This window comes from Pseudomonas sp. C9, from assembly GCF_002000165.1.
Lineage (GTDB): Bacteria > Pseudomonadota > Gammaproteobacteria > Pseudomonadales > Pseudomonadaceae > Aquipseudomonas.
Window position 1 is genome coordinate 5367158 of record NZ_MPAK01000001.1, and the last position, 12493, is coordinate 5379650.

General features: G+C 59.9%; 14 protein-coding genes. 6 read left to right on the top strand and 8 right to left on the bottom strand.

The genetic code is table 11. The features are described 5' to 3' along the window. Positions 1-137: 137 nt before the first annotated feature. From pqqC to BMS17_RS25180, 5 genes are all read left to right on the top strand, one after another. Positions 138-890, top strand: coding sequence for a pyrroloquinoline-quinone synthase PqqC (gene pqqC, locus BMS17_RS25160; RefSeq protein ID WP_046031421.1), 753 nt, complete (start codon positions 138-140; stop codon positions 888-890). Further along, the gene (gene pqqD / locus BMS17_RS25165; protein WP_046031420.1) at positions 887-1159 is read left to right on the top strand and encodes a pyrroloquinoline quinone biosynthesis peptide chaperone PqqD; all 273 of its coding nucleotides are present in this window, start codon (positions 887-889) and stop codon (positions 1157-1159) included. Before pqqC ends, pqqD begins: the two co-directional genes overlap by 4 nt. After that, positions 1137-2279, top strand: a complete 1143-nt coding sequence (pqqE, locus tag BMS17_RS25170; RefSeq protein WP_046031419.1) for a pyrroloquinoline quinone biosynthesis protein PqqE — start codon at positions 1137-1139, stop codon at positions 2277-2279. Before pqqD ends, pqqE begins: the two co-directional genes overlap by 23 nt. Before the next feature lie 212 nt (positions 2280-2491). Beyond that, entirely contained in the window at positions 2492-3655 is a 1164-nt protein-coding gene (ercA, locus tag BMS17_RS25175) for an alcohol dehydrogenase-like regulatory protein ErcA (protein ID WP_046031418.1), read from the top strand. After that, positions 3639-5366, top strand: a complete 1728-nt coding sequence (locus BMS17_RS25180) for a NahK/ErcS family hybrid sensor histidine kinase/response regulator (RefSeq protein WP_046031417.1) — start codon at positions 3639-3641, stop codon at positions 5364-5366. Before ercA ends, BMS17_RS25180 begins: the two co-directional genes overlap by 17 nt. Positions 5367-5374: 8 nt before the next feature. Here the strand turns inward: BMS17_RS25180 and BMS17_RS25185 are convergent, their stop codons facing one another. From BMS17_RS25185 to copC, 8 genes are all read right to left on the bottom strand, one after another. Beyond that, complete coding sequence (locus tag BMS17_RS25185; protein ID WP_077432024.1) at positions 5375-6244, bottom strand: aldose 1-epimerase; 870 nt, start codon at positions 6242-6244, stop codon at positions 5375-5377. Positions 6245-6426: 182 nt separating this feature from the next. Beyond that, positions 6427-7314: an SMP-30/gluconolactonase/LRE family protein gene (locus BMS17_RS25190; protein ID WP_046031415.1), complete on the bottom strand. Its 888-nt coding sequence runs from the start codon at positions 7312-7314 to the stop codon at positions 6427-6429. Positions 7315-7367: 53 nt separating this feature from the next. After that, positions 7368-8192 carry an NAD(P)-dependent oxidoreductase gene (locus tag BMS17_RS25195; protein WP_046031414.1) on the bottom strand — a complete coding sequence of 275 codons (825 nt, stop codon included), beginning with the start codon at positions 8190-8192 and terminating at the stop codon, positions 7368-7370. A gap of 224 nt (positions 8193-8416) precedes the next feature. Next, positions 8417-8623, bottom strand: coding sequence for an integrase core domain-containing protein (locus BMS17_RS25200; protein WP_175648996.1), 207 nt, complete (start codon positions 8621-8623; stop codon positions 8417-8419). Next, a complete protein-coding gene (locus BMS17_RS30440) occupies positions 8598-8774 on the bottom strand; it encodes a transposase (protein WP_175648997.1) in 177 nt (58 codons plus the stop codon). The genes BMS17_RS25200 and BMS17_RS30440 overlap by 26 nt, the downstream gene beginning before the upstream one ends. A 176-nt stretch (positions 8775-8950) precedes the next feature. Next, the gene (locus BMS17_RS25205) at positions 8951-10249 is read right to left on the bottom strand and encodes an OprD family porin (protein ID WP_077432026.1); all 1299 of its coding nucleotides are present in this window, start codon (positions 10247-10249) and stop codon (positions 8951-8953) included. 159 nt (positions 10250-10408) lie between these two features. Then, complete coding sequence (copD, locus tag BMS17_RS25210) at positions 10409-11269, bottom strand: copper homeostasis membrane protein CopD (RefSeq protein ID WP_077432027.1); 861 nt, start codon at positions 11267-11269, stop codon at positions 10409-10411. A 3-nt stretch (positions 11270-11272) separates the two neighbouring features. Further along, positions 11273-11635 carry a copper homeostasis periplasmic binding protein CopC gene (gene copC, locus BMS17_RS25215; RefSeq protein ID WP_046031411.1) on the bottom strand — a complete coding sequence of 121 codons (363 nt, stop codon included), beginning with the start codon at positions 11633-11635 and terminating at the stop codon, positions 11273-11275. Between the two features lie 162 nt (positions 11636-11797). Here copC and BMS17_RS25220 point away from each other — a divergent pair, with 162 nt between their 5' ends. Then, positions 11798-12418, top strand: coding sequence for a TetR/AcrR family transcriptional regulator (locus BMS17_RS25220; RefSeq protein ID WP_046031410.1), 621 nt, complete (start codon positions 11798-11800; stop codon positions 12416-12418). Positions 12419-12493: the final 75 nt, after the last annotated feature.

A 12493-nucleotide genomic window follows, 5' to 3' on the forward strand; every position in this document is an offset into this window, starting at 1 on the left:
GCCTTCGCGGGCAAGCCCGCTCCCACAATGGATTTCTGCTGTACATGAAATGTGTGTTCACACCGAACACCTGTGGGAGCCGAGCTTGCTCGCGATGACGCCGGACCAGACGCCGCAGAACCTCTCGGAGAACCGCAATGACTGACAACGCAATGACCCCCAGCGAATTCGAAGCCGCCTTGCGTGCCAAAGGCGCCTACTACCATATTCACCATCCCTTCCATCAAGCCATGTATGCCGGGCGTGCCAGCCGCGAGCAGATCCAGGGCTGGGTCGCCAATCGTTTCTACTACCAGATCAACATTCCGCTGAAGGACGCCGCGATTCTGGCCAACTGTCCGGACCGTGACGTGCGCCGGGAATGGCTGCAACGGATTCTCGACCACGACGGCGTCCCCGGCAGCGAGGGCGGTATCGAAGCCTGGCTGCGCCTGGGTGAAGCGGTGGGGCTGGATCGTGAGCAGATTCTGTCCCAGGAATTGGTGCTGCCCGGGGTGCGCTTTGCGGTGGATGCCTACGTCAATTTCGCCCGTCGCGCCTGCTGGCAGGAAGCGGCCAGCAGTTCGCTGACCGAACTCTTTGCCCCACAGATCCATCAGTCGCGACTCGACGCCTGGCCGACCCATTACCCCTGGATCGAAGCCGCCGGCTACGACTATTTCCGCACGCGCCTGAGTCAGGCCAGACGCGATGTCGAGCACGGCTTGCGCATCACCCTGGCGCACTACGTGACGGCAGAGGGGCAGCAACGCATGCTGCAGATTCTGCAATTCAAACTCGACGTGCTGTGGAGCATGCTTGATGCCATGAGCATGGCCTACGAGCTGGAACGCCCGCCGTATCACACGGTCACTGCCGAGAACGTCTGGCACCGGGGGATTGCCCTGTGAGCCTGATCAACCGCCAACAGTCACCGGCCTTGCGTCGTGGTTTTCGCCTGCAATGGGAGCCTTGCCAGGATTGCCATGTGCTGCTGTACCCCGAAGGCATGATCAAACTCAATGGCAGTGCCGGTCAGATCCTCGGTCTGGTGAACGGTCAGCGCAGTGTCGCAACGATCATCGATCTACTGGCCGCGAATTTTCCCGGTGTGCCGGGAATTGACGAGGATGTGCTGGCGTTTCTGGAGGTGGCCCATGCGCAATTCTGGATCGAGTGAGACCCCGCCGGGACCGCCGTTGTGGCTGCTCGCCGAGCTGACCTACCGTTGTCCGCTGCAATGCCCCTATTGCTCCAATCCATTGGATTTTGCCCGGCACGGCGAGGAACTGAGCACGGAAGAATGGATTCGCGTATTCCGCGAAGCGCGGGACATGGGCGCCGCTCAATTGGGCTTTTCCGGTGGCGAGCCGCTGGTACGTCAGGACCTCGCCGAGCTGATCAAGGCTGCCCGGGACATGGGTTACTACACCAACCTGATCACCTCGGGCATCGGCCTGACCGAGCAGAAAGTGCGCGACTTCAAGGTGGCCGGGCTGGACCATATCCAGATCAGCTTCCAGGCCGCTGACGAAGCGGTCAATAACATGCTCGCCGGTTCGCGCAAGGCCTTCGCCCAGAAACTCGCCATGGCCAGGGCGGTGAAGGCCCAGGGCTACCCGATGGTCCTGAACTTCGTCACCCATCGGCACAACATTGACCGGATCGCGCAGATCATCGAGTTGTGCCTGGAACTGGAAGCGGACTTCGTCGAATTGGCCACCTGCCAGTTCTACGGCTGGGCGGAACTCAATCGCGTAGGCCTGTTGCCCACCCGCGAGCAATTGCAGCGTGCCGAGCGCGTCACCAACGAATATCGCCAACGTCTGGAAGCCCAGGGCCACCCGTGCAAGTTGATCTTCGTCACCCCGGACTACTACGAAGAGCGTCCCAAAACCTGCATGAACGGCTGGGCCAATCTTTTTCTCGACATCACCCCCGACGGTACTGCCTTGCCTTGCCACAGCGCCCGGCAGTTGCCTGTGCAGTTTCCCAACGTGCGTGAACACAGCCTCTCGCACATCTGGAATGACTCGTTCGGCTTCAATCGTTTTCGCGGCGATGACTGGATGAAGGAGCCGTGCCGCTCCTGCGACGAAAAACACAAGGACCTGGGCGGCTGCCGCTGCCAGGCCTTCATGCTGACCGGCGATGCCAGCAATGCCGACCCGGTGTGCAGCAAGTCCGCGCACCACGGTGTGATCCTCAAGGCTCGCGAGGACGCCGAGGCGCCGGGGCTGGGGGTGGAGCACCTGACGATGCGCAACGAGAAGGCTTCACAGTTGATCTATCGCGGCTAGTCTGGCGACACAAATCCCCTATGTGCGGGCTTGCCCGCGATGAGGGTGGCACATTCAACATCGATGTCGACTGTCAGGCAGCTATCGCGGGCAAGCCCGCTCCCACAGGGGGAGTACACCGCAGGTAGGGCTACCCATTGGTCTGATTGCATTCGCAGCTGGATGGTTTAGTGTGGTTTCTACCTTCCAAAACAATAAAAACAGGCTTTCCAATGAGCCAGAGTCTCAACCAGCTGCGTAAATTCGTTTCGCCTGAAATCATCTTCGGTGCCGGTAGCCGGCACAGTGTCGGTAATTACGCCAAGACTTTTGGCGCGCGCAAGGTGCTGGTGGTCAGTGATCCCGGTGTGATTGCCGCCGGCTGGGTCGCGGATGTCGAAGCCAGCCTGCAAGCGCTGGGCATCGAATACTGCCTTTACAGCGATGTCTCACCCAACCCACGGGTCGAAGAAGTGATGCTCGGTGCCGAGATGTACCGGGAAAACCACTGCGACGTGATCGTCGCCGTCGGTGGCGGCAGCCCGATGGACTGCGGCAAAGGCATCGGCATCGTCGTCGCCCATGGCCGCAGCATCCTGGAATTCGAGGGGGTGGACACCATCCGCGTACCCAGCCCGCCGCTGATTCTGATTCCGACCACCGCCGGCACCTCGGCCGACGTCTCGCAATTCGTGATTATTTCCAACCAGCAGGAGCGCATGAAGTTCTCCATCGTCAGCAAGGCCGTAGTGCCGGATGTTTCGCTGATCGATCCGGAAACCACCCTGAGCATGGACCCGTTCCTGTCGGCCTGTACTGGCATCGACGCGTTGGTGCATGCCATCGAAGCCTTCGTGTCCACGGGCCACGGGCCGCTGACCGACCCCCACGCGCTGGAGGCTATGCGCCTGATCAATGGCAACCTGGTGCAAATGATCGCCAACCCGAGCGACATCGCCCTGCGCGAGAAAATCATGCTGGGCAGCATGCAGGCGGGGTTGGCGTTTTCCAACGCCATCCTCGGTGCCGTGCACGCCATGTCCCATAGCCTCGGTGGCTTTCTCGATCTGCCCCATGGCTTGTGCAATGCGGTGCTGGTGGAGCATGTCGTTGCCTTCAATTACAACTCGGCACCGGACCGCTTCAAGGTGATTGCCGAGACCTTCGGCATCGACTGCCGAGGCCTGAATCACCGCCAGATCTGCGGGCGTCTGGTCGAACACCTGATCGCCCTCAAGCACGCCATCGGCTTTCACGAAACCCTCGGTTTGCATGGCGTCAGGACCTCGGACATTCCGTTCCTGTCGCAGCATGCCATGCACGATCCGTGCATCCTGACCAACCCGCGTGAATCCAGTCAGCGTGATGTCGAGGTCGTCTATGGCGAAGCCCTCTGACGAGCAGCAACGGGCTCTGGCGGGGCTACTCGGGTTAGGCAGCCATTCGGCGCGCAAGAGTCATTACCCGGAATTGGCCGCGCGGCTCGACGAACTGGAAGCCGAGCGCAATCGCTACAAATGGCTGTTCGAAAACGCGGTGCAGGGAATTTTTCAGGCCAGCCTGCAAGAAGGCATGCGGGCCGCCAACCCCGCGCTGGCGCATATGCTTGGTTATCAGGACCCGCAGGAGGTGCTGTTCTCCCTGACCGACCTGGCCAGTAACCTGTTCGTCGACGGCGCGCAGGAGTTGGAAAACATCGGCGAAATCCTCAGGCACCAGTGCAGCCTCCATGGCTATGAGACCCGTCTGCGCCGCAAGGACGGCAGCCACCTCGATGTGTTGATGAACCTGCTGCTCAAGCCCGGTCAGGAGGGACTGGTGGAAGGCTTCGTCGCCGATATCACCGAGCGAAAACTGGCGCAGCAACGCCTGCAGCAACTCAACGACGAACTGGAGCAACGCGTCACCGCGCGCACCGATGAATTGTTGGAAGCCAACCGCAACCTGCAACAGCAGATTACTCAGCGTAAACAGATTGCCCGCGCCCTGCGCGATGCCCGCGACGCCGCCGAGGCGGCCAACCGCAGCAAGGACAAGTACCTCGCTGCCGCCAGTCACGACCTGCTGCAACCACTTAACGCCGCGCGCTTGCTGATATCGACGTTGCGTGAACGCAAACTGCCCGACGTCGAGCAGGTACTGGTCGAGCGCACCCATCAGGCGCTGGAAGGCGCTGAAGATCTGCTCACTGATTTGCTGGATATTTCCCGGCTCGATCAAGCGGCGGTCAAACCAGACATCGGTCTGTATCGTCTGGACGAATTGCTCGGGCCGCTGGTTTCCGAGTTTCAGTCGGTCGCCGAAGCGGCCGGTCTGAATCTGCGGGTGCATGTGGGCGATTACGCCATCAGCACCGATTTGCGCCTGATGACCCGCATCCTGCGTAATTTTCTCAGTAACGCCTGCCGCTACACCGATGAGGGTAGCGTTCTGCTTGCGGCCCGCCGACGGGGAGCCATGCTGCGCCTGGAAGTCTGGGACACCGGGCGCGGTATCGCTGCGGACCGACTGGATTCGATTTTCCTGGAGTTCAACCAACTCGACGTCGGACGTGCTGCCGACCGCAAAGGCGTGGGGTTAGGACTGGCCATCGTTGAACGCATCGCCAAGATTCTGGGTTATCAGGTTCGGGTTAAATCGTTGCCAGGGCGTGGTTCGCTGTTCAGCATCGACGTACCGATTGCCCATGAGGTGCCGCTACCGATCAGTCAGGCCACACCTCAGTTGAGCACGGGCAATCCCTTGCCTGGCCGACGTTTGCTGGTGCTGGACAACGAAGTGAGCATTCTCGAGAGCATGAGCGCGCTGCTTGGGCAGTGGGGGTGCGAGGTGGTCACGGCCACCGACGAATCCTCCGCGCTGGCGGCCCTGCGCGGGCAACCACCGGAGCTTATTCTGGCGGACTATCACCTCGATCACGGCATTGTCGGGTGCGATGTGGTCAGGCATTTGCGCGAGCATTTCAGCCAGGCTATTCCGGCGGTGATCATCACGGCGGACCGTACGGACCAGTGTCGACGCTCATTGCAGAGACTCGGCGCACCGCTGCTGAACAAACCGGTGAAACCCGGCAAGCTGCGCGCGGCGCTGAGTCAAATGCTCGGATAGTGGCGTGGTCAGAGCGCACGATACTGCAGGCTGAAGCCGAGCTCAGCCGACTGGCCTTGTTCCAGCAAGCGCAGACCTGGCCGGCCCGGCAGGTGATGGGCGTTGACCGGGTGGCTCACCGGTTCGATGCAGAAAAACCCCAGGTCGACCGGGCAGTACAGCAGGTAGTAGTCGCTGCCGGTGGCCTGGCATTCAAGCGCATAACCGAGGTCGGGTTGCCGAATCAGGCAATGGCCGTCCCAGTGACAGAAACCGTTGTCGACCAGCATCGCGGGTAATGCGCCCGGTTGCTGAAAGTCCCAGGCGGCGGGCAGCTCAATCAACTCGGTCGGTAGTTTCGAGCTATCGCACAACCAGACTTGCTCGGCCTTGGCCTGTAGCTGCGTGTTGGCGGTGCGTGGAAAGTAGGGGTGCAGACCGAGCCCATGCCAGGCAGCGCGGTCGGCCAAATGAGTGACCTGCAATTCGACGCTTAATCGACCCTTGTTCAGATGGAAGCGTTGGCGGGCGCGATAGGCGAACGGCGTGGTGCTGTCGAGTTGCAGGATGACTTCGTCGACGGCGTGCGACACCACCTGCCACGGTTGTTGCCAGGCACTGCCGTGAATGGGCAGCGGATCGGTGAGGCTGTTGGGCGTCAGGGCCAGCCAGCCATCGGGGCAGTCGAAGCCGCCTTCGGCGATTCGGTTGGACCATGGCACCAGGGGATAGCAGCCGAGTTTGCCCGGCAAACCGGTGTTCAGCGCTTGGGCATCGTTGTGACGCAACAGCGGTTGCCCCGTGCTGTGAACCGTCCAGTTGACGATGCTGCCGCCGTGCTCGGGGGCGAGGGTGAGGCGGGTGAATTCGTCTTCGAGCTCTAGAATCTTTGGCGTCATCTAAATGGGTTCCAAATATGAGAACACTAACCCTGTAGCAGCTGGCGAAGCCTGCGTTCGGCTGCGCAGCAGTCGTCAATCCGGTGAATGCGGTCTTTCTGATGCACCGTGCAATATGGTCTTACGACTGCTGCGCAGCCGAACGCAGGCTTCGCCAGCTGCTACAGGTGATCGGCGGTGGTTCATGCGTTGAACTGAGGTTCGGGCAACCCGGTAACGCCTGGATTGAGGGCAAACACACCACCGGCCAGAGACTGCTCATCCTGGTCGTCACCGGGGCGGATCGAGGTCACGAACAGCGTGTCCAGTCGACTGCCACCGAAGGCGCACATGGTAGGCTTTTTCACCGGGACGGCGAGCGAGCGATCCAGGCGGCCGTCCGGGGTAAAGCGGTGAATCAGCCCGGCGTCATTGCCGCAGATCCAGTAGCAGCCATCGGCATCGACAGCGGCACCGTCGGGGCGGCCGGGGAACTGCTGCATGTCGACGAACAGCCGCCGATTGGACGGTATGCCGCTGCCGATGTCGTAGTCAAAGGCCCAGATCTGCTGGACCGAAGGATGAGAGTCAGAGAGGTACATCGTGCGACCATCCGGGCTGAAACCCAGGCCGTTGGGGACGATAAACCCGCCGAGTTGCGCCGCAAGTGGCCCGCGTTCACCGGCGCTGTAGCGATAAAGCGCGCCATCGGCCGCGTTGGCACCCATGTTCAGCACCATGCTGCTCGCCCAGAAACGGCCCTGGCGATCGCAGCGCCCATCATTCAAACGCATGTCGGTCCGGGCATGGTCGACATGCGCCAACAAGCGACTGTCGAGGCTGCCGTCGTTGTGCGTGTGCAAATGGAAAAAACCGCTTTCCATCCCGGCCACCCAGCCACCGTCGCGGTGGCGGGTGATGCACGCGAGCATCTCCGGTGCTGTCCACGTATGGACATCGCCGCTAGCGGCACTCCAGCGTTGCAGGCTCCCGGCAGGAATATCCACCCAGTACAGGGCGTTTTCCTCGTGGACCCACACCGGGCATTCACCGACGGCGTTACGGGCATCGACAATCAATTCGGCTTGCATGGCGCCTCATTCCCTTGGTTTTTTGTAGTGGGGTTCAACCGGGGAGCAGGGCGTCAGTCACCAAACGGGCCAGCCGCGCAAAAGGCGCCGCCCTGGTAGACACGGGCCGGATCATCGGCGGCTGGCATCGGCTGGGTTTCGACTTTTTCGCGGAACACTTCGGAAGTGTCGTTCGGGGCATAGCCCAGGTGCGCAGCGTAGCGGTTGTCCCACCAGATGTCCTTGTTGTCGGACATGCCGTAGACCACGGTGTGGCCGACATTCGGGGTGTACAAGGCTTGTTCGAGCAATTGGGTCAGGTCGCCGAAGCTCAGCCAGGTGCTCATCATCCGGCGGTTGTGCGGTTCCGGGAACGAAGAGCCGATCCGCACGCTGACGGTTTCGATGCCATAGCGATCGAAGTAGAAGGTGGCCATGTCTTCGCCGTAGGATTTGGACAAACCGTAATAGCTGTCCGGACGGTGAGGCGAGCGGGCGTCGATGACTTCGTCCTGCTTGTAGAAGCCGATGACGTGGTTGGAGCTGGCGAAGATCACTCGCTTGACGCCATGACGGCGTGCCGCTTCATAGATGTGGAATACGCCGCAGATGTTGGCGCCGAGGATCTGCTCGAACGAGTGCTCGGTCGACACGCCACCGAAGTGCAGGATCGCGTCCACGCCTTCGACCAGTTGATGCACCGCTTGCTTGTCGGCGAGGTCGCACGGCACGACTTCTTCACGGTCATCAATAGCCGGGGCGATGTCGGCGATGTCCGACAGGCGAATGACATTGGCGTAAGGGCGCAAGGTTTCGCGCAAGACTTTACCCAGGCCACCGGCGGCGCCGGTCAGCAGCAGGCGATTGAAAGGGGAGCGGGCGGTTGAAGTGGTCGTCATGGGGAATCCTGGGCAATCAGATTGTTGTTATTGATTCGTTGTAGGTTGTCATACGACTGTGCAGAAGTATCGTAAGGCTTTCCGGGTGTTGTCAACGTGACGTTGGTTGAAATGGACGGAGGGTTGTTTCCTCCTGCACAAACGCTAAACCTCCCGACTGGAAAGCCACCCCTGTAGGAGCAAAGCTGAACTGGTCAAGTAATCTCGGACACCGATTACGGTGTTTATGCCGCTTTTTGCTCCATGGCTATTGGCGACAGGTAGTCGTTATAGCTATGGAGTCTGGTGCGGTTGTAGTACATGAAGAAGCGCACGATATCGGTTTTGGCTTCCTCGATCAGGCTGTAACCGCCACGAGGCACCCACTCTGACTTGAGCGTGCCGAAAAAGCGTTCTGTCGGCGCATTATCCCAGCACTGGCTGCCCTTCACGTTCCTTACGAACCTGATCGACCCAGCGCCGTAAAGCGGTGGGCCCGATATCCAGCGATGCACAAACATCTGAAACCGGGCAGTTATCATCAAGCACCATGCTGGCAGCATGAAGCTTGAACTCGCGCGTATAGACCTTTCTTTCGTTCATGGAGCCTCCAAGTTGGCGAAATCATATCGCCCTTAAGAGGTGTCCGAAATTATTAGGCCAGTTCAAGCTTGCTCGCGATTGCGGTAGTTCAGTCAACTCATTTGCTGACTGAAAGATAGCCATCGAGAGCAAGCTCGGCTCCCACAGGGGTGGGGTAATTACTGAAAACGTCGGTGTTACAACAACGAAATCGGGTAGTTGATGAAGATACGGTTTTCATCAAATTCGTTGGTGCTGAAGCTCTTGCGGATGGAAGCGTTGCGCCACTTGATGTTGAGGTTTTTCAGCGGGCCGCTTTGCACGGTGTAGGCCAGTTCCGATTCGCGACCCCATTCTTCACCGTCGGTGATCTTTCCGGTGTGCACGTTATCGCCGCTGATGTAGCGGTTCATCATCGTCAGGCCGGGAACGCCCAGGGCGACGAAGTTGTAGTCGTGGCGCACTTGCCAGGATTTTTCCCTGGCGTTGTCGTAGCTGGAGTTGTAGCTGTCGTTCGCCAGAGTGCCGCCGCTGGTGCCGTTGACGCGCATCCATTGATCGTCACCGGTCAGTTTTTGCAGTCCGACGTAGAAGGTGTTGCCGCCGTATTTGGCAGAGAGCAAGGCGAATGCGGTTTTGTTGTCGAGGTCGCCGGCCAGGGCGCTGCCGTTTTCTTTGCCGATGAAATAGCCCAGGTTGGCGCCGAGGGTCCAGTCGCCGATTGGCTGGCTGTGGCTCAGGTTGAAATACTGTTGCTGGTAGATATCGCTGAGTTCCGCGTACCAGACGCCGACCTGGGTGCGCTTGTCGTTGAACGCGTATTCACCGCCACCGAAGTTGAAGCGGTCCGAGGTGATCGCCGCCGATTTGCCGTTCATGAACATGTCTTCCATGCTCGCATCGTTACGCGGGCTGTTTTGCTGGAACTGGCCGCCGTACAGCGTCAGGCCGCTGATCTCGGTGGACGTCAACTGGCCACCGCGGAAGGTTTGCGGCAGCGAACGACCGTCGTCCGAACGCAGGATCGGCAGCACCGGCATCCACTCGCCGACCTTCACTTCGGTTTTACTCACTTTCATCTTCCCGGCCACCGCCAGACGACCAAAGTCATCAACTGGGCGGCCGTCGCTGCCAATCGGCAGCAATTGGGTGCCGCCCGTGCCTTTGCCGCCATCGAGCTTGATCGACAACAGGCCCAGCGCATCGACGCCAAAACCCACCGGGCCCTGTGTGAACCCGGACTTGGTGTCGAGAATAAAGTTTTGCGTCCACTCTTCAGCCTTGCCCTGCGGGTACGCCGGGTTGGTGTAGTTGCGGTTGAAGTAGGCGTTGCGCAAATTGAGCGTTGCCTTGGCGTCATCGGCAAAACCTTCGGCATGGCTGGTCATCGGCAAGGCGAAGGCCAGTCCGCTGCAACCAATGAGGCCCAGGGTATGACGGCGACTGAAGGATGGACGTGGGGTGCGTGCGGACGAATTGCGGACGAGCTTGCTCACTGTGACGCTCCATTGCAGCTTGTTGTTTTTATTTTTTGTTATACGTCGTCGTACAACATTGGCGGCGATTATTTGCGAGGCTTCGACGGGTTGTCAATTAGAAGTTGTACGATGACATGGCCGGTCGTCGCGGATGTCAACGAAACCGCTGGGAGGGGGTCAGCTGGAAATCATGGGGGGCAGGGTGCCCAAGAGGGAGACGGTGGCGACAGCGCCAATCCCCAGCAGCCATTCGAGGATTACGCTGGTTTTCAGGGTTGCCAGGCGCTGCTCGCAATCGTCTATGCGCAGGCGATTGAACAGTGCCAGGCCCAGCATTACGGCAATCAGCACCACCTTGATCAACAGAATCAACGCGAAACCGGTGAACAGGGGTGTGGGCCAAATGACGCCGGTAAGGACTCGAACATTGATCAATCCGGTGATCAGCAACCCCGCCACCAAGGCGTAACCGACACCACTGAAGCGCAGCAGAATCGCTTTGATGGGCTGTGCTGCCGGTTGGCGCAAGATCATCACCAACAGCAACAACCCGCCGAGCCAGGCGCCCACGCAGCTCAGGTGCACGACTTGGTTGAGGATCAGCAATTGGCCGTTGAGGCCGTCCAGCATGCCTCCGTGACCGACCGGGGCGAGGGTTGCCAGCAACAGGCTGGCGAGGCCGATTTGCAGAGGGGTGTGCGCCCGCCACGGCGACATCAGCAGCGCTACCAACAAAGCGTTGAGCAGCAAATGCCAGCGCCAGACTTGACCGAAAAACGTATTGCCCAGCACCAGGTGCAGGGTCGACGGATCAACCGCCGCTTCCCAGGCACCGGCCATGCTTGCGGTACTCAGCAGCAACCAGGCAACGCCGATGACCAACGCCACTGCTGCCAGCCAGCGAGTTGTCATCGTCAGCCGTCGATCAAGGTGTTCAGCGCTGCCATTGAGCAGCAGTGGCCTGAACACCCACGTCCCGAACAGCATCAGCACCACGGTGAAATGCACAAAGCGACACAGCACCATCGCGCTGATCATGAATTACTGGCCGACCTTGAAGGCGTAGGCGCCTTCGCTTTTGTGGGTGTCGACCGAGACCGCGTGCCATTCGACTTTATAGGTGCCCGCCGTCAGCGGTTCGGCAGGCGTGACGATCAGGGTCTTCTTGTCGCTGCCTTCGCTGGTGAGGCTCTTCACGGGCACGGCGGCACCGTCCTTGCTGAGCATGACCTTGGTGAAGCTCGCCTCGACACCTTCGGAAAACTCCAGGCGCAGCTCCGATGGCGTGCTCACGGTGCTGTCGGCCGCCGGGGTCTGGCTTTTCAGATGAGCATGGGCAAACACCGACGAAGCACCAAGCAGCGAGGAGAGCAGGGCGGTGGTGACCAGGGCTTTCTTGAGCATCGTGAATTCCTATGAGTCAAGTTCGGAGTCAAGTTCGGAGGCAGGTTTGAAGTGGCGTCAGTTTAGCCGTCGAAAGCCTGGTGTACAGAGTTTCGTTTTAGCCTGTCGCCGCGACGTAGAGCGGATGCTAGTCTTGGACAACGCAGGTGTCGGGGAGCCCATATGGGCAATCACAAGATCGGGATTCGTCGCAGTAATGTAGAGAAAATTCTGCTGGGGGCGGAAAAGGTCTTCGCCGAAAAAGGTTTTGGCGGCACTGCCATGGCTGATATCGCCGCGCAGGTGCAATTGCCGCGATCCAACCTGCATTACTACTTCAGCACCAAGACCGAACTGTACAGCGCAGTGCTGTTCGACCTGCTGGAAGTCTGGAAACAGGATGCGCTGTGCTTCGAGATGTTCGACGATCCCCGCGTGGTGCTCAGCAGCTACATCCGCGCCAAGATGAACCACTCGCGCAGCCGGCCTTACGGTTCGAAAGTGTGGGCCAACGAAATCATCCACGGCGCACCGACATTGGGTGAGGCCCTGGACGCCAGCCTCTACGACTGGGCCAAGATGAAAGAAGCGAAAATTCGCCAGTGGGTGGACGATAAACGCATCTTGCCGGTGGAGCCTTCGAGCCTGCTGTACATGATCTGGGCTTCGACCCAGCATTACGCGGACTTTGATCATCAGGTGAACATTCTCAATGACCATCAGCCGTTATCGGACATGCAATTCGAGCGGGCGGTGCAGACGGTGACCAGTGTAATTTTGCGCGGGATCGGGCTGGAGCCTTGAGATTTTCTGTGAGGCTGCTGGCCTCATCGCGGGCAAGCCCGGCTCCCACAGGGGCGGTGTCGAACACAATATTTG